Source organism: Luteibacter aegosomatis, from assembly GCF_023078455.1.
GTDB classification, from domain to species: Bacteria; Pseudomonadota; Gammaproteobacteria; order Xanthomonadales; family Rhodanobacteraceae; genus Luteibacter; species Luteibacter aegosomatis.
The window spans coordinates 244,324-266,105 of sequence record NZ_CP095740.1; the positions used below are offsets into that span (position 1 = coordinate 244,324).

The following is a 21,782-nucleotide window of genomic DNA, read 5'->3' on the forward strand; positions in this document are numbered from 1 at the left end:
CCATGCAGAACGCAATACGAACGGTGATCGCCGCCGCCATCGTGACGGGCCTGGCCGTCGGTTCGGTGGCGACGGCACGTACCACCTATGCCGATACGCGCGTCGCGGCGCAGGCCGGTACCGTCAGCCCCATCGGCCGTTGGCAGATCCAGGACGTCGCACGAGCGCCGCAGGACGGCGCGGCGGTCTCCGCCAGCGGCTTCGCCGCCAAGGAATGGTATCCGGTCACCGGCCGCGCCACGGTCATGGCCGGCTTGCTGGAAAACGACGTCTTCAAATTTGATGTATTCCATGGCGACAACCTGCGCGCCGTACAGGTGCCCGAGGCCAGCGGCAACCTGTTCGTGACGCCGTGGTGGTATCGCGCGGGCTTCGAGCTGCCGAAGGCGCCCGGAACCCGGCATACCCTGCTGCGCACACACGGCATCATCTCGGCGGCGGATGCCTGGGTGAACGGGCAGAAGGTCGCCGATCGCGCGGATCTCTCCGGGGCCTACCCCGAGCACGACATCGACGTGACCCGGTGGGTGCACGCGGATGCCAATGCCGTGGCCTTCAAGGTGTATCCGGGCGATCCGCGCACGAACCTGTCCATCGGCTGGGTCGACTGGAACCCCACGCCACCGGACAACAACATGGGCCCCTGGCGCGGCGTGGACATCGTCCAGACGGGGCCCGTGGCGCTGAGTGCACCGTACGTGGCCACGACGTTGTCGGCGGACCTGAAGCGGGCGACGCTGGCCGTGAGCGTCACGGCGACGAACCTGGATACGATGGCCCACGACGCCACCGTCTCGGGTACCGTCGCCGACAAGCCCGTGGAGCGGACCGTGCATCTCGGCCCGGGCGAGGTGAAGCGCGTGGCGCTCGCCCCCGGATCGACATTGGACGACCCCAAGGTATGGTGGCCCATCGGCATGGGCGAGCATCCGCTTTACCGGATGGCCGTGACCGCGACGGTTGACGGCGCCGCGTCGGATCGCGTGGCGACGACGTTCGGCGTGCGCCGCGTCGAGTCCAGGCTCACCACGCAGGGCTATCGCCAGTTCATCGTCAATGGGCAGCCCTTGTTGATACGCGGCGGCGGCTGGGCACCCGACATGTTCCTGCGCGACGACCCCGCGCGCATGGAAGCGGAATTCGACTACGTGGTGAACCTCGGCATCAACACCATCCGCAGCGAAGGCAAGCTGGAAAACGACCGGTTCTACGATCTGGCCGACCGCCACGGCATCCTCGTGCTGGCCGGCTGGGAATGTTGCGACAAGTGGGAAGCCGCCGCGAAGACGGGCGGCGAGCCATGGACCGATGCCGACCTGCGCGTGGCACAGGCCTCGATGGCCACCGAAGCCCGCCTGTTGCGCAACCATCCCTCGGTGATCGGCTTCTACATCGGCAGCGACCATCCGCCGCCGCCGGCGCTGTCGAAGATGTACACGGATACGCTTCGCGCCGAAGGCTGGAGCTTGCCCGTCATCTCCGCGGCCGTGGACGACACCACCGAGGAGGCCGGCCCTTCCGGAATGAAGATGGCCGGTCCCTACGACTGGATACCGCCGTCGTACTGGTATGGGGACAAGCTTGGCGCGGCGTTCGGCTTCGATTCGGAAGTGAGTGCGGGGGCGGACATCCCCCGCCTGGAAGACGTGCGGCGCATGCTGTCGGTGCAGGAGCAGGAAGCCTTGTGGAAGTACCCGGAGGCCCGGCAGTACCACGCCTCGGCCGATTGGTCGACGTTCGCCGTGCTCACGCCGTTCGACACGGCACTGGCGAAGCGCTACGGCGCCTTCAGCGGTCTCGCCGACTACGTGGCAAAGGCCCAACTCGACAACTACGACAACGTGCGTGCGCAATTCGAAGCCTTCAACGCGCGCATGAGCGCCGCCAATCCGGCCACCGGCGTCATCTACTGGATGCTCAACAACGCGTGGCCGTCGCTGCACTGGCATCTCTACGACTACTACATGAATCCCGCCGGCGCGTACTACGGCGCCAAGAAAGCCAATGAGCCCGTGCACATCCAGTACGCTTACGATTCGCGTTCCATCGTGGTGGTGAACCACACGCTGGACAGGCGCCATGGTCTGCAGGCTTCGGTCAAGGTCCGCAACCTCGACGGCAGCGTGCGTTACGGGAAGCAGGTGCAGGGCATCGAGCTGCCGGGCAACCATGCGCAATCGGTCCTCGACCTGCCGTCGGTCGCGGGACTGTCCACCACCTATTTCGTGGAACTGGAACTGGCCGATGCCGACGGCAAGGCCGTGAGCCGCAACGTCTATTGGCTGTCCACGCGGGCAGACACCCTCGATTGGGCGAAGTCGAACTGGTATCTCACCCCGGTAACGGAGTACGGCGATTTCACCGCCCTGGCGTCGATGCCGAAGGCCACCCGCGAGGTGCGTGCCTCGACCGTGCGCGAGGGCGACGAGGAGGTCACCACCGTGACGCTGTCGGTGCCCGCGTCGTCGCCGTCGGCCGCCGTGCAGGAACACCTGGCGATCCGTCGCGGCGCCGAGGGCGACCTTGCGCTGCCCGTGAGGTGGACTGACAATGACGTCACGCTCTGGCCCGGCGAATCCGTCGTGCTCACGGCGCGTTACCCGGCGCAGGGCGCGGCCGGTGCGGTGGTCGAGGTATCCGGTTGGAACACGCCCGTGGCGCAGGTGGCCGCGGAAGTCACCCAGGGAACGAAGCATTGAAGAGGCCTTCATGTCGCGCGTGACCATCAACGATGTGGCTCGTGCGTCCGATACGTCGAAGAAGACCGTTTCCCGCGTGCTCAACCAGGAGCCGGGCGTGCGCGAGGAAGTGCGCGACCGCGTGATGGCCGCCGTCGCCGAGCTCAATTACCGACCGCTCGCGTCGGCGCGCAGCCTGGCGTCCAATCGTTCCTTCATGATCGGGCTGCTCTACGACAACCTGTCGCCCAGCTACGTCATGGAGGTGCAGGCGGGCGTACAGGAGGCCTGCGAAGCGCACCAGTACAGCATGATGGTGCAGCCCCTGGACTCCAAGGCGCGGGACTTCATGGAGCGCGTCGAAGGCATCCTGTGGCGGCACCGCCCGGACGGCCTGATCCTCACGCCGCCCATCACCGACCATCCGGCGTTGTTGAGGCACCTGCGCGCCACCGGGCTACCGTTCGCGTCCATCGCGCCACACAAGTCCAAGGGCATCGCCGGCGTCATCCTGCAGGAGCGGGAGGCTGCCGCCGCGATGGTGGATCACCTGGTAGCCCTGGGGCACCGCCGCATCGCGCACATCATCGGCGACCCGAAGCACGGCGCGGGCGTATGGCGCCTCGCGGGATACCGTGACGGGCTCAAGCGGGCCGGGATCGAGGAGCGTGCCGACTACATGGTGCAGGGCCAGTTTTCCTTCGAATCCGGCGTGAAGGCGGCCCGTCAGCTACTGCGCCTGAAGCAGCGGCCCACGGCCATCTTCGCGGCCGACGACGACATGGCCGTCGGCGCCATCTGGGCGGCCGCCGAGGCAGGCGTACAGGTGCCCGGCGAGGTATCCATCTGCGGCTTCGACGACACCTCCATCGCCACCCGCGTGTGGCCGCTGCTTACCACGGTGCACCAGCCGGTGCGCGACATGGGCAAGCGTGCCACGGAAGAACTCCTGCTGGGCCTGCTCGGCAAGGGCGAGCCCCGCATGGTCGAAGTCGACTACCAAATGCGCCTGCGTGCATCCACGGCGCCCGCACCCCGATAGAGGAAGCACCGCATGTCCGAGCGCCGGTTCCATTTCATCTCCGGCCTGCCGCGCGCGGGCACCACGCTGCTCGCCGCCATCCTCAACCAGAACCCGCGCTTCCGCGCCGGCATGACCAGTCCCCTGGCCGACATCATGGGCGTGGTGGTGGCCGAGGCCAGCAGCAAGAACGACTTCGCCTTCGACGTCACCGACGAACAGCGCGTGGCCGTGTTGCGCGGACTGGTGGAGAACTTCTACTCGGTCGACACGCGCCCCGAGGCGGTGTTCGACATGAGTCGCCTGTGGTGCAGCCGCATGGGCCTGCTCAATGCGCTTTTCCCCGGCGTGAAGGTGATCGCCTGCGTACGCCAGTTGGCCTGGGTGCTCGACAGCATGGAGCGGTTGGTGCAGAAGCAACCGGTGAGCGTCAGCAAGGTGTTTCGCTTCGACACGAATACGACGGTGTATTCGCGCGTGGAGGCATTGACGGATCCGCGCGGCATGGTCGGCTTCGCGTACCAGGCGACGAAGGAGGCGTTCTACGGCGAATACGCGAAAGACCACCTGCTGCTGCTTACCTACGAGAGCCTGGTGCGTGATCCGGAAGCCGCCATGCGTGCGGTCTATAAATTCCTGGGCGAGCCCTGGTTCGACCACGACTTCGACAACATCCAGTACAGCGCCGACGAATTCGACGCGCGCGTGGGCATGCCCGGGCTGCATGTCGTCCGTGCCAAGGTCGAGGCCGTCGAGCGAGCGCCGGTTCTGCCGCGCGAGGTCTTCGGGCGTTTCGCCAACGAGGCGTTCTGGGCAGACCCGAAGAACAACGTCAACCAGGTGACCATCGTCTGAGTATGCCGATCGCGCCGCATGGGGGTGTGCTCAAGGAGCTGTACCTGCCGGAAGGGGAGGCGCTCGAAGCGAGGCGCGCATGCGGGGCGCTGCCCAGCGTGGTGCTGGATCATCGACAGCTCTGCGATCTGGAGTTGTTGCTCGATGGGGCGTTTTCGCCGCTCGAAGGATTCATGGGGCAGGGGGATTACGACGCCGTCGTCGAAACCCTCCGCCTGTCCGACGGCACGCTTTGGCCGATGCCGATCACGCTCGATGTCGCCGAGGACGTCGCGGCGTCGCTGTCGGTCGGGCAGGATGTCGTGCTGCGAGACGTCCAGGGCACCGCGTACGCGTTGCTTACCCTGAGCGATATCTTTCGTCCGGATAAAGAGCGCGAAGCGTCCAGGGTGTACGGCACGCTGGATCGCCGGCATCCGGGTGTCGCGGACGTGCTGCGGCGGGGTCACGTCTACCTCGGCGGTCGCGTTCGCGGCCTGCAACGTATGGCCCATTACGACTTCACGGACCTGCGAACCACTCCCCGGGAGATGCGCGCCTATCTCGCCGAACGTGGCTGGGATCGCATCGTCGCCTTCCAGACACGCAATCCGTTGCACCGCGCGCACGTGGAACTGACGCGGCGAGCCATGGAAGCGGTGGATGGGAAGCTCCTGTTGCATCCTGTCGTGGGTCGCACCAAGGACGGCGACATCGACACGTACACACGCGTCCGCTGTTATCGGGCCTTGTTGGCGCACTATCCCGCGGAGGCGGTCAAGCTGTCGGTCCTCCCGCTGGCCATGCGCATGGCGGGCCGGCGCGAAGCGCTTTGGCACGCGATCATCCGGAAGAACTTCGGGGCGAACCACTTCATCGTCGGGCGTGATCACGCGGGGCCGGGAAAGGACGCATCGGGGCGGCCGTTCTATGAGCCGCTGGCCGCGCAGGCCTTGGTCCAGGCTTACGCCGACGAGTTGGGCATCACGGTGCTTCCCTTCGCGCCCATGGTCTATTCACCCGCCCGGCACGCTTACATCCCCACCGACGAGTTGCAGCCCGGCGAAGCCATGAACGACGTGTCGGGAACCGAACTGCGCAGGCACCTGCGCGAAGGCAGTCCCATCCCGGAATGGTTTACCTATCCGGAAGTGGAAGCCATCCTCCGCCGGCGCTTCCCGCGTCCGGAGAATCGGGGATGCGCCATCTTCTTCACCGGACTGTCCGGGGCGGGCAAGTCGACGATCGCGCAAGCGCTTAGGGCCGCCATTCTCGAAAATGCGGGGCGACAGGTCACCCTGCTCGACGGCGACGAGGTACGGAAGACGCTCTCGGCAGGCCTGGGCTTTTCACGCGCGGACCGCTCCGCCAACATCCTGAGGATCGCGTACGTCGCCTCGGAAATCGTGCGCCACGGTGGTTTCGCCATCTGCGCGCCGATTGCGCCGTATGCCGCCGACCGGGAAGCGGCCCGTGCGCTGGTCGAGGCCCATGGCGATTTCATCGAGGTACACGTCAGCACGAGCCTCGAGGTCTGCGAAGCGCGCGACACCAAGGGCCTGTATGCGCAGGCGCGTTCCGGAGTGCTCAAGCACTTCACTGGCGTCAGCGATCCCTATGAGGCGCCCGAAGCTCCTGATCTTCGCCTGGACGGAGCGGAAGAAACCCCTGCGGATCTTGCCGCCCGAATCGTCGTCGCGCTTCGCGGGCGACAGCTGATCGTCTAGACCGATTCAAGGCCGAGTTCCCCGCAAAAAGTTACGCATGACCGACGACCTGAACTGAAACGTCATTGTCATTCGGGCGACCTACGGTGGGCTGCTCGACAGGTCATCAGCGATCGTTCCCATGGACCATTCCCGACGCCGTTTCCTGGGCGTCGCCGGCGGATTCGCCGGCGCGTGCGTTTTCGTCGACCCGTGGCGCGTGTCTCGGGCAATGGATATGCCGATGAAGCAACGGATGGCCATGCCGGCCCTGGCGGCGCCGAACGTGCCGCTGGTGAACCCGGTGACCATGGCGAAGTTCGTCGATGCGTTGCCGGTGCCGCCGGTCGCCTCGCCAACGGGCAAGCGTACCCATGCCGGTTTCGGTGACCGGGAGCTGCCGTTCTACCGGATGCCGATGCGAGCGTTCAGCGCCAGGGTGCATCGGGATCTGCCGCCGACGCCGCAATGGGGTTACGCGGGGTCGACGCCAGGCCCCACGATCGTGACCCGACGTGGCGAGCCGGTGCTGGTGGAATGGGCCAACGAGCTTCCGATCCGGCATTTCCTGCCGATCGATCATGGCATTCACGGCGCGGAGAAATCCAAACCCGACGTACGCACCATCACCCACGTGCACGGCGCGCGCGTTTCCGCACCGAACGACGGCTGGCCCGAAGACTGGTACGTGCCGGGTAAATCGGTGACCGCCCTTTATCCGGGCGACCAGGACGCCGCCACCTTGTGGTACCACGATCACGCCATGGGCATCACGCGCCTGAATATCTACGCGGGCCTGTTCGGCAGTTTCCATGTGCATGACGACGACGAGCAGGCCCTGGGACTGCCCTCGGGCGAATTCGACATTCCGTTGATGCTCTACGATCGCCTGCTCGCCACGAGCGGGAAGCTCTACTACCCGGTGTCGGACGATCCGGATGCGCCCTGGGTGCCCGAGTGCCGCGGCGACGCGGTGCTCTGCAACGGCAAGCTGTATCCGTATCTCGAGGTGGAACCGCGCCGCTACCGCTTCCGGCTGATCAATGCGGCCAACACCCGCTTCTTCAACCTGTCGCTGTCGCACGGCAAGCCGTTTCAGCAGATCGGCAGCGATCAGGGGCTGCTGGCGGCGCCCACCGCCCGCCTGGCCATCGAACTCTATCCCGCCGAACGTGCTGAGGTGATCGTCGATTTCAGTGCGTATGCGGGCCGATCGGTGCAGTTGCGCCATCAGGCCGACGGCATCGTCGAGTTTCGCGTTCGCGCCAAGGGTCGCCGCGATACCTCGGTGGTACCCGCCGCGTTGCGCCCGGTCGAGCGAATCGATCCCTCCACGGCGGTGCAGGATCGCGTGCTTGCGCTGGGCGAACAGGACGACTCGGGCGGCAATCCGATGACGATGCTGCTCGACGGGAAGATGTGGAGCGATCCCATCAGCGAAAAGCCGAAGAAGGGTACGGTCGAAACCTGGACCTTCGTCAACGTGACCGGTGACGCGCATCCCATCCACCTTCATCTCGTGCGCTTCCAGTTACTGGAACGCCGCCCTTTCGACCTCTTCGCGTGGAACGCCCGCAAGGAGCTGAAGTTCACCGGGCCGTCGATACCACCGGCCGCGCACGAGGCCGGCTGGAAAGACACCGTGCGCTGCGATCCCGGGATGGTTACGCGCATCATCGCCCGCTTCGACGGCGAGCCGGGCAAATACGTGTGGCATTGCCATTACCTCGAACACGAGGACAACGAAATGATGCGTCCTTACGAACTCGTCTGAGCGCGTTCGATGCCACGCCGCGGAACTCACGATTGTCCGCAATATCTTGCGTTGACGCGTGGCCGTCATCACGCTCTCGTGCATTGTCTCCCGCGCGACAACGATTCGTCACATGCGGGGCCGATGCTCGCGGAAGTCGACGGGCCATCCAGAACCTGGTCGACAGGCATCAGGGGGACGACTTCCTTAGGGAGAGATTCACGATGTTTACTTGGTTGCGCCGCACACGGCTTTCGCCGTTGTTGATGGGTGCGCTTTCCGTCGGCCTTGCCGGCATCGTCAGCGCACAGGACACCGCCCCACCCGATCACGATGCGACGTTCCGCCAGAACGTGCCCGTGGCTCCCTTCAAGAATCCGGTCGGCCTTCCCGGCGGCATCGTCGTGCTGCACAAGCCGCACCCTGGTCAGGACAACAGCGACGACACCGCCACGCCGATCAAGCACGTGATCCTGCTGATCGGCGAAAACCGCACGTTCGACCACGTGTACGGCACCTACACCGCACCGAAGGGACAGTCGGTGGACAACCTTCTGTCCAAGGGCATCGTCAACGCCGACGGTACGCCGGGCCCGAACGTGGATCGTGCCGCGCAGTTCATGGCTTCGAGCACCGGCAAGTTCGACATGTCGCCGAAGAAGGCGGGCCGGTACAAGGCGCTTCCGCAAATGAACACCGGTGGCGCGCCCACCACGGCGCCCTTTGCGTCCGCGGCGCAGGCGCAGGCCGTCGAGCCGGCCCTGCCCGACGATACCTACGACATGCTGGCCTCCGGCGGCACGGGATTGCCCAACCGCGTCGTGGATACCCGTTTCCCGGCCAAGCTCGCCAATGCGCCGGTCGACATGCATGCGTCGATCAGCTACGACGCCTACGCCAACAGCCCCGTGCACCGCTTCTTCCAGATGTGGCAACAGCTCGATTGCGATACCAGGGCCGCCACGCCGGACAACCCCAGCGGTTGTCGTAACGACCTGTTCCCCTGGGTCGAGACCACCATCGGCGCAGGAAGCAACGGCAAGGCGCTGCCCGCGAACTTCACCGATCAGACCACCGGTGAAGGCGCCACGGCCATGCAGTTCCTCAACATGGCCCAGGGCGATGCGCCTTACTTCAAGGAGCTGGCGCAGACCTATGCCTTGAGCGACAACTTCCACCAGTCGGTCATGGGCGGCACGGGTGCCAACCACATCATGCTGGGCTTCGGCACCCTGATCTACTACGCCGACGCCAGCGGTCACCCGGCCACCCCGCCGGAAAACCAGATCGAAAACCCGGATGCGCAGTTCGGTACCAACAACTGGTGGGTGCAGGACGGCTACAGTGGCGGTTCGTACGTCAATTGCTCCGACGAAAGCCAGCCGGGCGTGAAGCAGATCAGGAACTACCTGCGCTCGCTGCCGTACGAAACGTTCAAGGGCACGGACTGCAAGGCCAAGGCCTACTACCTGGTGAACAACTACAACCCGGGCTACCTAGGTGACGGCACGCCGGCTCCGTTGGGCGACGACCAGTTCACCATTCCGCCGACCATGCAGGAGAACCTGGCGCTGCTGCTGGAGAAGCACCACGTGTCCTGGAAGTACTACGGCGAAGGGTTCGATGGCGGCAAGGAAGACGGGGAGGGCGGCACCTTCTGCAACATCTGCGATCCGTTCCTGTACTCCACCCAGGTGATGACCAACCCGGAACTGCGTGCCAAGAACCAGGACCTCAACGACCTGTACGACGACATCAGGAACGGTACGCTGCCGGCGGTTTCCATCGCCAAGCCGGACGGCATCCTGGACGGTCACCCGGCCTCGTCGAAGCTCGACCTGTTCGAAGGCTACGTGCGCAAGATCGTCGAGATGGCCAAGGCCAACCCGAAGGTGTGGGACGACACCGCGATCATGGTGACCTTCGACGAAGGCGGCGGCTACTACGACTCCGGCTACATCCAGCCGATCGACTTCTTCGGCGACGGCACGCGCATTCCGCTGCTGGTGGTGTCGAAATACTCCCAGGGCGGCAAGGTGGTGCATACCTATTACGACCATGTCTCGTTCGACAAATTCGTCGAGGCCAACTGGAAGCTGAAGGATCAGATCTCGGCGCGCAGTCGCGACAACCTGCCCAACCCGGTGACGTTCAGGAAGAACCCCTATGTGCCGGTGAACGCACCGGCCATCGGCAACCTCATGGACATGTTCAACTTCACCCGGAAGGACGTCAGCGACGTCACCGCGATCGCCGACTGATCGCCGGCAGCTCGCGAGATCCGGACCCTGCCCGCGGAAGCGGGCGGGGTCTTGGTGAGGCAAGGAGTCGAATGATGATGACGTTTCACCTGGCCAGGCGGCGGGTCGCCGCCATGCGCCTGACTCGGCGGGTCGCCGCCGCCGCGTGTGCCTTCGCCCTGGCCACGATCGCACCGGTCCACGCCGATCCCGGCGACTTTGGCGCCATGCCCGGTTTGTGGAAGATTCTCGTCCGCCACGTGAGCAACGGCAAGGCCGGCGCGCCGGAGGTGCAATGGCATTGCGTGGATGAAGGCGCCGATCCCTGGACCACGTTCGCCGCCTGGACACCGGCGGAGGGCGAGTGCGCCGCCACGGACCAGCAACGCCGCAGTACCTCGCTGGCGTGGAAGCTCACCTGCAAGGGGGCTCCGGCGGCGTCGGCGCGCGTGGACTTCGACAGCGCCAAGCACTACACCGGCAGCGTCACGGTCGAGGGCCGCGGCGAGGTCACGCAGGTGGAAGGTCAGCGTTATGCCGCCTGCACCAGTCCACAGGACTAGCGCGGCGGCCACGACGACGCCCGTGTGTCGGACGCGCCGGGACACCGAACGACAGGCCCGTACCCGACATCGGCGCGCAGGTACCTCGTCTCCATGGCGTTAGCCTTTACAGCCGGAACGACCCGACCACGGCCTTGAGCGTCACGGTCTGGTCTTCCATGGCCTTCGCCGCCGCGGCGGCCTCTTCGACCAGGGCCGCGTTCTGCTGGGTCATGTCGTCCAGTTGGGTGACCGTGCGACTGACCTGGTCGATGCCCTGGCTCTGTTCCTGGCTGGCGGCCATGATCTCGTCCATGTACGCCGCCACGTGGCGTACGTGCGTGGTGAGGTCCCGGATCGTCGTGCCGGCGTGCGTCACCAGCTCCGCACCACGCGCCACATCGTCGGACGCGCCCGCGATAAGCTGCTTGATGTCGCGCGCAGCTTTCGCCGAACTCTGCGCGAGGTTACGCACCTCGCCCGCCACGACGGCGAACCCGCGGCCTTGCTCGCCGGCACGTGCGGCTTCCACCGATGCGTTCAAGGCGAGCAGGTTGGTCTGGAAGGCGATGCCATCGATCACGCCCACGATCTCGTTGATGCGCGCCGACGAGGCACTGATCGCATCCATGGTCTCGACCACCTGGTCGACCACCTCACCACCGCGCTGCGCTGCGCCAGCCGCATCGCGGGCCAGGGTATTGGCCTGCTTCGCGTTATCGGCGTTCTGACGCACGGTGGCGGTCAGCTCTTCCATCGACGCCGCAGTTTCCTCCAGGGAGCTGGCCTGTTCTTCGGTACGCTGGGAAAGATCCATGTTGCCGCTGGCGATCTGGGTGGCGGCCGATGCGATGGCGGTGGTGCTGCCGTGGATCTGCCGCATCATGCCCTGCAAGCGTTCAACGAACGCGTTGAAGCTGGCGACCACGGCGTTGTACTCGCTGCCGCTGCCTTCCGGCAGGCGCCGGGTCAGGTCGGCATCGCCGGACTTGAGCGTATCGATGTTGGTACGCAGCACGCCCAGCTGCTTCATCAGCAGGCGGATACCCACGATGAGCGCGGCCACCAACAGCAACGCCATCGGCAACTGCACCTCGGCCAGCCGCAGCAGGATCTGCGAGCTTTGCTGCGTGATCAGCGCCGTAGGCAGGCTCGTCGCGATGAACCACGGCGTGCCGGCGATCGGCTGCATGAACAACGTGCGCGCACCCTGGTCGTCGTAATCGGTTTCGAAGGGCGCGTGTTTCAGGTTCGGCATGACGCGGGCGACTTCCGCCGCCATGGGCGACGAGCCGGCGACATCGGCGAGCTTCTTCAGGACGATATCGTCCTTGATGTAGGTGCTGTTGCTGACGATCGTGCCGTTGGCTTCGACGATCAGTATCTGGCCGTTGACCCGCTTTTCCATGTCGGCGACGAGGTGATTGAAGAAGCCCAAGGTGACGTCGATGGTGGCGACGCCGAAGACATCGTTACCCTTGTAGATGGCCATGGCGCAGTTGGTGCGCGGCTGGGCGCTGGCGTCGTCCTTGTAGGCATTGGCCCAAAGGCAATGTCCTTTCGGCGCATCCAGCCCATTCTTGTACCAGCTCTGTTCCCAGTACTTGAGGGCCGTGGGCTCGTTCCAGTGCGTGTTCACCTGCAGGTGGTTGGAAGCGTCGCGCGCGTAGAACGTGCTGTCGCGCTCCTTGGCCGGGTCGCGCTTGAAGGGCAGGGGCCAGATGCCGCCGCCGAATACGTCCGGATCGCCGTACTGGTCGACCAGGCCGGGCTGCAGGCGGTCGATCGCGGCGCTATCCATGAGCGGCACGGCCTGGGTGATGCTGCGCTGCTGCGCCTCCACCTGGTGCAGCTTGGTGGTGATCACCACGCCGATCTCGTTCACGTTACGGCTGACCAGGGCCGCTTCGGACCGGCGCAGCTCCGGGGTGATGAACGTATGGATCATCACGAGGGTCAGCGCGACGAGCAGGATGAAATAGCCAGCGAGCAGAGCGATACCGCGGGACTGGGTGGAGCGGAAGGCGTTCATTAGGGGGGGGCGTCGCGGCAGGCTGGGACAGCCTTCATCGGCCGGTTCTTTCCGCGCTTGAGGCGTTTTTATGACATTTAACGAATCTCATGGAGCGGTGATTCGCAACCGTCCGCCCACTCCCCTTTAGACACTCGTGCGCTCGACGGACTTAGCCAGCACCCAACCCGTCATTCCATAACTGGTTTCGAGGTCATAGCCGGTCACGCCCCGCCGTCGGCAATAGGCCTGGGCACTCGCTAGCGAGTCGGCCCAATGTCCCGGCCACCCCACCAGCCGGAATCCTTCGGCGATAGCGGTCCACTCGCGCTCGAGGAGTTCATCGGCACTTACCGTCGCCAAGTCATAGACCCAGGACGGCATGAGCGGGTAAGGAAACTGGTGGGCGACAACGCCGTGGAATCTCAAGTCGAATAGCGGTGAACCCTCTGGGCCCTCGCGGAGGTGTAGCAGCACTTCGCCGGATCGCGAGTCCGCCGAATAGGCCAGGACCTGGCTGTCATGTACGAACATTCAATGCACCGATTTTTGCCTTTGCCATGTCGAAGAAATCCAGTTCCGAAGCGTGGGAAGGTGTATCACCGATTGTCCTGGGTGAGCGGAGGTGAGCGATCTGCTTCTGGTCGTTCTTTCAATCCCGCTGCTGAGCGACCATTCAGTTCATCGGCCACCTCCGCTCGATTGCGACCGCGAAGCTTGGCGATATAGAGCGCCCGGTCCGCGCGGGCGACGGCATCGTTCCATGTTTCACCGGGTTCCGCGACATGGTGTCCGATGCTGACGGTGCAGTGGAGCGTTATGCCGTCCACCGCGAATGGATTGATTTCCACGGCACGGCAAAGCCCTTCGGCCATCCGCGCGACCGCGGCGGGGTCGGTATCCCTCATCAGCACCATGAACTCTTCGCCGCCGATGCGGGCCACCAGATCGGGTGGAGTCACGGCGACTCGCAGGACACCGGCAAGGGCGACCAGTACCTGATCGCCGCCGGGATGGCCAAACCGGTCGTTGATGCCCTTGAAATGATCCACGTCCACGATCAATACGCCGCAGCGTGATCGCGTCGACGCGGCATGCGCGAGGGATCGCTCGGCCGCCGCCCACATCGCCCGCCGGTTCGCGACACCCGTGAGTGCATCTTCGTGGGCCAGGCGCCGCAACTCAGCGTCGAAGCGACGGCTCATCATCCACAACAAGCAAGGCGTAATCGCCCAGGTCAAGACCAGCCGTGCGAGCAGGCCGAAGCTGGAGGTCACGTCGTGCATGCTCTCCGCCGCGGGGTGAACCAGCCACCACGCCACCCGGATCAGAAGCGCCGAACCCCAGAACACATGGAACCCCGCCGCCACCCTTGCGGGCACCCTTTGGTCGGCGTCCGGGCATTGCCAGAGCATGAAGGCGGTAGCAAACGTGAGGATCGCTTTTAGGCTTCCCCCGACGGTGACCATGACCCGCAGGTCCTCACCGCCGAGCATCACCAGAACGGTCTCCACCATGGCGATGGCCGTGGCGATGACGATGACGCGCCAGAAGCGGCGTGGCCGCGAAAAATAGGTCCAGACCGCAGTGAACGAGGCTACCGTGCCAAGGTCGATGAGCAGATTGCCCAGCAGGGTAAGGCCGGAGAAATCGACGTGGAAAGCGGGAAGGGTCAGGACGCAGAAGCCACCGGCGAAAAACGCCTGGCTCGCCGCCCACAGGACTAGCCCCGTCGTACGCCCGGAATGGCGTAACGACCAGCGCAGCGCAAGAAAGATCGCGCACGACAGCGATGCAAGCACGGCATTGACGATGAGCAAGGTGCCGGCATGCACGAGCCTTGCGAGCGTTTCCACGCGGGTCCCCGACACAGCAGCCCGGAAGCGGGCCTTGGTTCGCAGTATATCGGTTACGAAGCTTGCTACAGCGACCCTCTCCGAAGGGTAAGAGGTAACCGATATACACCGACCACAGTATCGGTATGAAAGGTTTCCCTCATGGGAATGCCTCGCTCCGTCGGCAACCGCGAACAGGCTATGGAAAGAGACATCACCGGGTATCCGGAACGTCTCACTCGGTCGCGAGCATGGCGTCAGCCAGTTCGATCAATGCGCGCAGCCTGTCCATCCGCTTGAGGTCCTGGTGGTATCCCACCCATATATCCCTGCCTGGGGGCGATCCGTCGGCATCGATGCGCACCAAGCCCGCCGTCGCGTCGCCCAAGGGACGGGGCAGCACCGCCAGCCCCGCGCCTTGCAGGCACATCTGCGCCTGCACCGATCGGCTGGTGCTGGAAAACGTGCGATGCGCCTTGGGGAATCGCTCCCGCATCCACGCGACATCGGGGAAATGCGACTGCGCTTCGTTCATGAAGATGAGTCCGACGGATGCGGGGTCGTCGGTCATCCGTTCTATCGTGGTGGACGATCCATAGAGCCCGTAGTGCATTCGCATCAGGCGACGCTGGACGATGTCCGGCTCGGTAAACGGCACGAGACGGAACGCGACGTCCACATCGCGACGGGCGAGGTCCGACAGGCGATATCCCGCGATCACCTCAGGTACGACGGCGGGGTGCTGGTTGGCCAGTTCCATGAACACGGGTGCGAGCACGTAGCCCGCGAACCACTCGGCGCATCCGATGCGAAGAACGCCCTCCAGGCGTTCGTGGTTTCCCGAGAGCCGACGCTCCACCGAAAGCGCGGACTGCTCCATTGCTTCGGCAGCCGCCACGATACCGTCGCCGGCATCGGTCAGGACGAGCCCGTCGGACGTTCGTCGAAACAGGGCCTGGCCCGCCCCGTCCTCGAGCACCTTGATGCGCCGACCCACGGTCGGATGGCTTACCCCCAGGCGACGTGCCGCTTCACCGTAGGATCCGCTCCTGAGCACGGCAAGGAAGATGCGGACGTCGCTCCATTCCATGCACGTGCCTTAGTCGGGAAGTGGGGGGAATATGCAACAGCCGGACTCGGTCGGCAAGCTGGACAGGGTGCCTTGAGGCGGCTTTCAAGAAGGGCAAGCGAGGGATGCGCCATCGTCGCGTGCATAAGTGTAAGCCGAACCTGCAGCCATGACAGTCCTCAGGCGTCCACGAACGGCTCATCATGGCGGCAGTGAGTTCGATGGCCGGTACCACGGCCGCAACCCTGAACCTGATCCGCCGTTTGCCATGGGGCTGAGTACCAAGGCGATGGCATGGAGATCCCTTGATGTCGGATAACGATATGCGCGTGTCGGTCTACGTGACCTACGTCGGCGTCCCGAGTGATCGCTTCGATCGCGCCTATTATGAAGAAACCCATCTTTCCCTCGTGATGCGTGCATGGGAGAAATATGGTTTGCTGGGCGCGTCGGCCTTCTTCCCGTCGGTCGGCCACGCCGGAACCTTGGCGATATGCGAATGCGTCTTTCGTGACGAGGCCGCCATCCAGGCGGCCTTCACGTCGGAAGAAGCCGCGTCCGTCATGGCGGACGTGGTCATGTTCACCGACCTGTCTCCCGCACGCGTTCGAGTGGCACCCCTCTGACCCTCACCTTCAGGACACGCGAATGCCATCCCGGATACTTGCCGCCCTGGCGCTACTTCTCTTCTTCCACGCCACGGAAGCGCAGGTAGCACAGGTCAGCGCCGTCCAGGTCGGCAGTGACATTCCCAAGGATTGGCGACAACCCGCCGTCGACCAGGACTTCGTCAAGCGTGAGGTGATGATTCCGATGCGCGATGGCGTGAAGCTGCACACGGTGATCGTGGTTCCGCGAGGATCGAACGGGGCACCGATGGTGCTCGAGCGGACGCCCTACGACGCCAACTCGTTCCTGTCGACCGATGGCGCCAGACTCCGCGACCGGCTTTTCCCGGGCGACCGCGTATGGGCGGATCATGGCTACATCCTCGTCGCCCAGGATATCCGCGGCAAGTACGGTTCCGAAGGCACGTACGTGATGACCCGGCCGCCGATCGGTCCGCTCAACCCGACCAGGACCGACGACACGACGGACGCCTACGACACCGTCGACTGGCTCGTGAAGCACGTCCCGGAAAGCAATGGCCGCGTCGGCATGATCGGATCGTCCTACGACGGATGGGCGGTGGTCATGGCGCTGCTGCATCCGCATCCGGCGTTGAAGGTGGCCGCGCCCGAAAGTCCCATGATCGACGGCTGGATGGGCGACGACTGGTTCCAGCACGGCGCGTTCCGTCAGAAGATGTTCGACTACTTCGCCGAGCAGACCGGCGCGAAGGGCAAGGGCGGCCCCATTCTTCGCACGGGTCGCGACGACTATCAGGAGATGCTCGATGCCGGCTCGGCGGGAGCCTATGCCGCGGCCCACGGCATCGACCGGCTTCCGTGGTGGCAACGCCTGTCGACCCACCCTTCCTACGATGCGCTCTGGCAGGGACAGGCACTCGACAAGATCATCGCCGCGCATCCCTCCAACGTTCCGACGTTGTGGCTGCAAGGCTTATGGGATCAAGAGGACATCTACGGGGCCGTCCACGCCTGGGAAGCACTGAAGGCGGAGGGCATGGCGGCGACCAATCACCTTGCCATGGGGCCTTGGTATCACAGCCAGGTCAACGGTCGTGCCGATGCGCTGGGTCCCTTGAAGTGGAGTGGCGACACCGCTGACTATTTTCGGCGCGAGGTGTTGCTGCCGTTCTTCGACACGTATCTGCGCGACCGGAAGCCCTCGCAGCCCACGCCCCACGTGATCATCTACAACCCGGCGGAGGATCGATGGGAACGGTTCGCCGATTGGCCCGGCGCGGGCCCCGACGAACTCACGCCCATGTATCTCCAGCCGAAGGGCGGCCTCGCGCGAAATCGTCCGGCCACGGGTCACGACAGCTACGTCTCCGATCCCGGCAAGCCGGTACCGTTCGAGCCGCTTCCGGTCAGGATGGGCGACCACGCAAGCTGGGCGACGTGGCTGGTGCAGGATCAGCGCTTCGTTTCTACCCGGCCAGACGTGCTGAGCTACCAGACACCGGTGCTCGACGCGCCCGTGCGTGTGGAGGGGGCGCCGGTCGCCGATATGTTTTTGAGTACGACCGGTAGCGACACCGATGTCGTCGTCAAGGTCATCGACGTGTATCCCCCAAGCAATGCGGACGAACCCGCACTCTCGGGCTATCAGCTCCCGATAAGCCTCGCGATCTTCCGGGGGCGATATCGGAAGAGCTTCGAACATCCGAGCGCCATCCCCGAGGGTGTCGTGCAGGAATACACCTTCCGCCTGCCGACGGTGAATTACACGTTCCTGCCGGGGCATCGGATCATGGTGCAGGTGCAGTCGTCGCTCTTCCCGCTGTATGACCGGAATCCGCAGACCTACGTTCCCAACATCTTCTTTGCCGGGCCCGACGACTATCGGCCGGCGACGGTGTCGATCGAACACGGGGCACAAGGGGCGAGCGCCGTGCTCTTGCCTGTCGTTCCATCGTCGACCGCCATCAGCCCGTAAGGAACGTCCGCGGCCGAACGAATTTGCACGCCGAGCTTTCCTGTTTGTCAGTTCCCGATCATTTGTGTTCTTGATAATTTGAATCCATCGGCACGATGTGCCGACCGCGTTGGTGTCGACATCGATACCAGGCTTCCTTCCCGCGAAGCCGCGCCCATCGACCGATCGACGAGCCGGAAGCCATTGGGTTTCGCTTCCGCTTGCCCGCTCGTTCACACATGCGACGGAGACGGATATGCAGATTGGATTCATAGGTCTTGGCAGCATGGGTACCGCCATGGCCCTCAACCTGGTCAAGGCCGGACACGAGGTGCTTGCCTGGAATCGCAGTGAGGTCTCCCCCGACACGATACCGGGAGTCCGGCTGCTCGGCAGTCCGCAGGAGGCATTTCAGGCGGAAGTGGTCTTCACCATGCTGTCGGACGATGTGGCGATCCGGGAGGTGGTGGTCGACGCCGGCCTGATTCGGGGTGCTCGCCGAGGACTCATCCACGTCGTCACTTCCACGATCTCGGTCGCGTTTGCAAGGGAGCTGGCGAGCCTGCACGAGGAGGCAGGGCTTGGTTACGTTTCCGCACCGGTGCTCGGACGGCCGAACGTCGCAGCAAGCGGACAGCTCAACATCCTGGCCGCCGGCAAGCCCGAGACGGTGGCCGCCATCGAGCCCGTGTTCGCGCCGCTCAGCAAAAAGGTGTGGAAGCTCGGTGTCGAACCGGCTCAGGCCAATGCCGCCAAACTCGCGGCCAACATGATGATCGCCATGGCGATCGAAGCCATGGTCGAGGGCATCGCGCTGACCGAAAGCGTGGGTCTCGACCGCGCCGATTTCTTCGAGCTCATCCTCGGCACGCTGTTCGCCGGCCGTGCTTACGAAAGCTATAGCGCCCAGATTGCCGAGCGCAGGTTCGAGCCCGGGTTCAAGGCCAGACTCGCGCTCAAGGACATGCGCCTCGCAAGTGCGCTGAGCGAGGAGGCGGGTCGTGCGTTGCCGATGCTCGATGTCGTTCGGGAACGGTTGGCCGGCGTCGTCTCGGCGGGTCTTGGAGAGAAGGACTGGTCGGTCATGGCGGAAGTCCCGCATCGCGGCGATGAAGCGCCATCGCTGCATCCTCGGAACGTGGAGCACGACGCGTGAAGACTTGGCTCATTACCGGCTGTTCGAGCGGATTCGGTCGGCGACTCGCGCTTGCGGCGGCAGGGCGTGGCGACCGGGTGGTCGCCACCGCCCGGAAGGTCGACGACCTTCGCGACATGGCGCTTCCCTTCGAGGGGCGCATGATCGCGTTACCGCTCGACGTGACCGATGCGGCATCGGCGCACGCCGCCGTGGCGAAGGCCCTGGAGACGTTCGGTGGTATCGACGTCCTCGTCAACAATGCCGGCTATGGGTTGTTCGGCGCGATCGAAGAGGGCACGCCCGACGAATACCGTCCGCTGTTCGAGGTGAACGTCTTCGGCCTGATCGAGACGACGAGAGCCGTCCTGCCGACGCTGCGGCGCCATGGCGGCACGATCGTCAACATGTCTTCCGGAGCCGGCATCGCCGGCAGCGGCGGGGGTGGGTATTACAACGCCACCAAGTTCGCCGTCGAAGGCCTATCCGAAGCGCTGGCGGGTGAACTCAGCCCGTTCGGTGTGCGGGTGATCCTGGCTGAGCCGGGACCGTTCCGAACCGAGTTCCTGGGCCGTTCGATCACCATGGCGGCGAACGAGATGCCCGCGTACGCCGCGAGTTCGAGGCGCCATTACCGCGAGACGAACGACGGCCGTCAGGCCGGCGATCCCGAAAAGGCCGTGGCCGTGATCCTGCAGGCCGTCGATGCCGAGGAGCCGCCGCTGCATCTTCCGCTCGGTCCAGTCGCCCACGGAATCGCCGAGCGCAAGCTTGCCGCCTTCCGCAAGGACATCGATGCATGGCGCGACGTATCGATCGATACCGATTTCGACAGGCCCTGAGCGCGAGCCCCCGGGCGCTTCGGATGCCACGTTTTGATGGAGTACGACCATGTATCCAACGTTACAGGGTTTTAGCCAACAACTGATTCCGGTGAACGGCATCAAGATCAACGCCGTCACCGGCGGCGAGGGCCCTCCCATACTCCTGCTCCACGGCTGGCCCGAAACCTGGTGGGAATGGCATCACGTGATGCCGCGGCTCGCCGCGCATTTCAGCGTGGTCGCCATGGACCTGCGCGGAGCCGGCTTCTCCGATTGCCCACTCGACGGCTACGACAAGGCGACGATGGCGAGCGACGCCCATGAAGTCATGCGCTCGCTGGGCCATGATCGCTACGCGGTGTGCGGGCATGACATCGGCGGCATGGTCGCGTTGCCCCAGGCGGCCTTGTTTCGCGACGCGGTCACTCATCTGGCGGTGCTCGACGTTCCCCTGCCGGGCTGGAGCGGATGGGAGGAGACGATCGCAAAGCTCTGGCACTTCTCGTTCCATATGAGCCGCGACGTGCCGGAGCGAATGATCCACGGCCGCGAGTACGACTATATCTCGGCGTTCATGGCCGAGCGGTTCTACGACCACGGCAGCTTCGACACGGCGGACATCGATATCTTCGCGAAAGCCATGGCGCTTCCCGGACGGACACGTGGCGGCATGGAGTGGTATCGGACGCTCGCCGCCGATCACGCGGCCGCGCTGGAGTACAAGAAGCGCCCCATCGAGATACCCGTCCTCGCCCTGGGCGGAGAACAACGGTTCGGGCCGCGGATGGTGCCGATGCTGCGCGAGTTCGCGAATGACGTATCGGGCGGCTCGATCGCACGGTGCGGTCACTACGTCGCGGACGAGCGGCCCGAGGAGGTCGCCGCGGCGCTGATCGAGTTCATCGGAGCCAAGTGATTCGAGGCGATGCGTTCGCAGGCCTCTTCTATTCCAACGTTCAAACCGAAACGGAGACCATCATGTCCGCACCTGAAATCCGTGGCGTCAACCACATCGGCATCACCGTTCCCGACATCGAGGCGGCAAAAGCCTTCCTCATCGAGGCCTTCGGCGGCCAGCTCCTGTATCAGTCCTTCGGTCCGCAGGATCCGCCGCGACAGGGCCCCGAGTTCGAACGCGCCGTAGGCGCCTACCCCGGCACCGTCGTTCGCGCCCAGGCGATGGTAAAGATCGGAACCGGTCCCGACATCGAACTGTTCGAGATGCACGGACCGCAGCAGGCTCAGCCCATTCGGGCAAGTGATTTCGGCATCACGCACTTCGCGCTCTACACCGACGATATCGATGCGTCCGTCGCGCGCTTCGAGAAGGCAGGCGGCAAGCCTCTCACGGTGCCGCGTGCCATCCCCTATGCGACGGAAAAGGGCCCGGGCAACAAGGTTTGCTATTGCCAGATGCCGTGGGGCACGACGATGGAGTTCATCACCACGCCGGATCGCATGCCGTATCACGACCAGACTGAGCTGCGCAGGTGGCAGGACGAGGGGTGAGCCAACCTGCCACCGATCCCGGCGCCCTTTGCGTCCGAGAACATCCTTCTGCAGAGACCCGCAGCGTTGTGGGTCTTTTTT

The 21,782-nt window shown here is 64.7% G+C and carries 16 protein-coding genes; 13 read left to right on the forward strand and 3 right to left on the reverse strand.

Annotated elements, in window-relative coordinates:
• Positions 1–2 precede the first annotated feature (2 nt).
• From L2Y94_RS01025 to L2Y94_RS01055, 7 genes are all read left to right on the forward strand, one after another.
• Positions 3–2,699, forward strand: a complete 2,697-nt coding sequence (locus tag L2Y94_RS01025; protein ID WP_247372385.1) for a glycoside hydrolase family 2 protein — start codon at positions 3–5, stop codon at positions 2,697–2,699.
• A gap of 10 nt (positions 2,700–2,709) precedes the next feature.
• On the forward strand, positions 2,710–3,720 hold the full coding sequence (locus tag L2Y94_RS01030) for a LacI family DNA-binding transcriptional regulator (protein WP_247372387.1): 1,011 nt from the start codon (positions 2,710–2,712) through the stop codon (positions 3,718–3,720).
• 12 nt (positions 3,721–3,732) lie between these two features.
• The gene (locus tag L2Y94_RS01035) at positions 3,733–4,554 is read left to right on the forward strand and encodes a sulfotransferase family protein (protein WP_247372389.1); all 822 of its coding nucleotides are present in this window, start codon (positions 3,733–3,735) and stop codon (positions 4,552–4,554) included.
• 26 nt (positions 4,555–4,580) lie between these two features.
• A complete protein-coding gene (locus L2Y94_RS01040; protein ID WP_247372391.1) occupies positions 4,581–6,260 on the forward strand; it encodes a bifunctional sulfate adenylyltransferase/adenylylsulfate kinase in 1,680 nt (559 codons plus the stop codon).
• 223 nt (positions 6,261–6,483) lie between these two features.
• On the forward strand, positions 6,484–8,013 hold the full coding sequence (locus L2Y94_RS01045) for a multicopper oxidase family protein (RefSeq protein ID WP_247372393.1): 1,530 nt from the start codon (positions 6,484–6,486) through the stop codon (positions 8,011–8,013).
• 203 nt (positions 8,014–8,216) lie between these two features.
• A complete protein-coding gene (locus tag L2Y94_RS01050; protein ID WP_247372395.1) occupies positions 8,217–10,253 on the forward strand; it encodes an alkaline phosphatase family protein in 2,037 nt (678 codons plus the stop codon).
• 71 nt (positions 10,254–10,324) lie between these two features.
• On the forward strand, positions 10,325–10,795 hold the full coding sequence (locus L2Y94_RS01055) for a DUF3617 domain-containing protein (RefSeq protein WP_247372397.1): 471 nt from the start codon (positions 10,325–10,327) through the stop codon (positions 10,793–10,795).
• Between the two features lie 106 nt (positions 10,796–10,901).
• Here L2Y94_RS01055 and L2Y94_RS21380 read toward each other — a convergent pair whose 3' ends face one another.
• From L2Y94_RS21380 to L2Y94_RS01075, 3 genes are all read right to left on the reverse strand, one after another.
• Complete coding sequence (locus L2Y94_RS21380) at positions 10,902–12,806, reverse strand: methyl-accepting chemotaxis protein (protein WP_425602421.1); 1,905 nt, start codon at positions 12,804–12,806, stop codon at positions 10,902–10,904.
• 578 nt (positions 12,807–13,384) lie between these two features.
• Entirely contained in the window at positions 13,385–14,641 is a 1,257-nt protein-coding gene (locus tag L2Y94_RS01070; RefSeq protein WP_247372398.1) for a GGDEF domain-containing protein, read from the reverse strand.
• Positions 14,642–14,855: 214 nt separating this feature from the next.
• On the reverse strand, positions 14,856–15,710 hold the full coding sequence (locus L2Y94_RS01075; RefSeq protein ID WP_247372400.1) for a LysR family transcriptional regulator: 855 nt from the start codon (positions 15,708–15,710) through the stop codon (positions 14,856–14,858).
• Positions 15,711–15,997: 287 nt separating this feature from the next.
• Between L2Y94_RS01075 and L2Y94_RS01080 the strand changes: the two genes are divergently transcribed.
• The 6 genes from L2Y94_RS01080 to L2Y94_RS01105 all read left to right on the forward strand — a co-directional run bounded on the left by L2Y94_RS01080 (position 15,998) and on the right by L2Y94_RS01105 (position 21,701).
• Positions 15,998–16,315, forward strand: coding sequence for an EthD family reductase (locus tag L2Y94_RS01080; protein WP_247375386.1), 318 nt, complete (start codon positions 15,998–16,000; stop codon positions 16,313–16,315).
• Between the two features lie 22 nt (positions 16,316–16,337).
• Positions 16,338–18,254 (forward strand): CocE/NonD family hydrolase, encoded by a 1,917-nt coding sequence (locus L2Y94_RS01085; RefSeq protein WP_247372403.1) that lies wholly within the window; start codon positions 16,338–16,340, stop codon positions 18,252–18,254.
• 235 nt (positions 18,255–18,489) lie between these two features.
• The gene (locus tag L2Y94_RS01090; protein ID WP_247372406.1) at positions 18,490–19,389 is read left to right on the forward strand and encodes an NAD(P)-dependent oxidoreductase; all 900 of its coding nucleotides are present in this window, start codon (positions 18,490–18,492) and stop codon (positions 19,387–19,389) included.
• Positions 19,386–20,210 carry an oxidoreductase gene (locus tag L2Y94_RS01095; protein ID WP_247372408.1) on the forward strand — a complete coding sequence of 275 codons (825 nt, stop codon included), beginning with the start codon at positions 19,386–19,388 and terminating at the stop codon, positions 20,208–20,210. The genes L2Y94_RS01090 and L2Y94_RS01095 overlap by 4 nt, the downstream gene beginning before the upstream one ends.
• 49 nt (positions 20,211–20,259) lie before the next feature.
• Positions 20,260–21,108 carry an alpha/beta fold hydrolase gene (locus L2Y94_RS01100; protein WP_247372409.1) on the forward strand — a complete coding sequence of 283 codons (849 nt, stop codon included), beginning with the start codon at positions 20,260–20,262 and terminating at the stop codon, positions 21,106–21,108.
• A gap of 62 nt (positions 21,109–21,170) precedes the next feature.
• Positions 21,171–21,701: a VOC family protein gene (locus L2Y94_RS01105; protein ID WP_247372411.1), complete on the forward strand. Its 531-nt coding sequence runs from the start codon at positions 21,171–21,173 to the stop codon at positions 21,699–21,701.
• Positions 21,702–21,782 lie beyond the last annotated feature (81 nt).

Bases quoted from the DNA above. Each gene is read 5' to 3' on its own strand.
- L2Y94_RS01100 (WP_247372409.1), top strand. From the start codon at position 20,260: ATGTATCCAACGTTACAGGGTTTTAGCCAACAACTGATTCCGGTGAAC.
- L2Y94_RS01030 (WP_247372387.1), top strand. From the start codon at position 2,710: ATGTCGCGCGTGACCATCAACGATGTGGCTCGTGCGTCCGATACGTCG.
- L2Y94_RS01035 (WP_247372389.1), top strand. From the start codon at position 3,733: ATGTCCGAGCGCCGGTTCCATTTCATCTCCGGCCTGCCGCGCGCGGGC.
- L2Y94_RS01085 (WP_247372403.1), top strand. From the start codon at position 16,338: ATGCCATCCCGGATACTTGCCGCCCTGGCGCTACTTCTCTTCTTCCAC.
- L2Y94_RS01075 (WP_247372400.1), bottom strand. From the start codon at position 15,710: ATGGAATGGAGCGACGTCCGCATCTTCCTTGCCGTGCTCAGGAGCGGA.
- L2Y94_RS01080 (WP_247375386.1), top strand. From the start codon at position 15,998: ATGTCGGATAACGATATGCGCGTGTCGGTCTACGTGACCTACGTCGGC.
- L2Y94_RS01090 (WP_247372406.1), top strand. From the start codon at position 18,490: ATGCAGATTGGATTCATAGGTCTTGGCAGCATGGGTACCGCCATGGCC.
- L2Y94_RS01045 (WP_247372393.1), top strand. From the start codon at position 6,484: ATGAAGCAACGGATGGCCATGCCGGCCCTGGCGGCGCCGAACGTGCCG.
- L2Y94_RS01025 (WP_247372385.1), top strand. From the start codon at position 3: ATGCAGAACGCAATACGAACGGTGATCGCCGCCGCCATCGTGACGGGC.
- L2Y94_RS01105 (WP_247372411.1), top strand. From the start codon at position 21,171: ATGTCCGCACCTGAAATCCGTGGCGTCAACCACATCGGCATCACCGTT.
- L2Y94_RS01055 (WP_247372397.1), top strand. From the start codon at position 10,325: ATGATGATGACGTTTCACCTGGCCAGGCGGCGGGTCGCCGCCATGCGC.
- L2Y94_RS21380 (WP_425602421.1), bottom strand. From the start codon at position 12,806: ATGAACGCCTTCCGCTCCACCCAGTCCCGCGGTATCGCTCTGCTCGCT.
- L2Y94_RS01050 (WP_247372395.1), top strand. From the start codon at position 8,217: ATGTTTACTTGGTTGCGCCGCACACGGCTTTCGCCGTTGTTGATGGGT.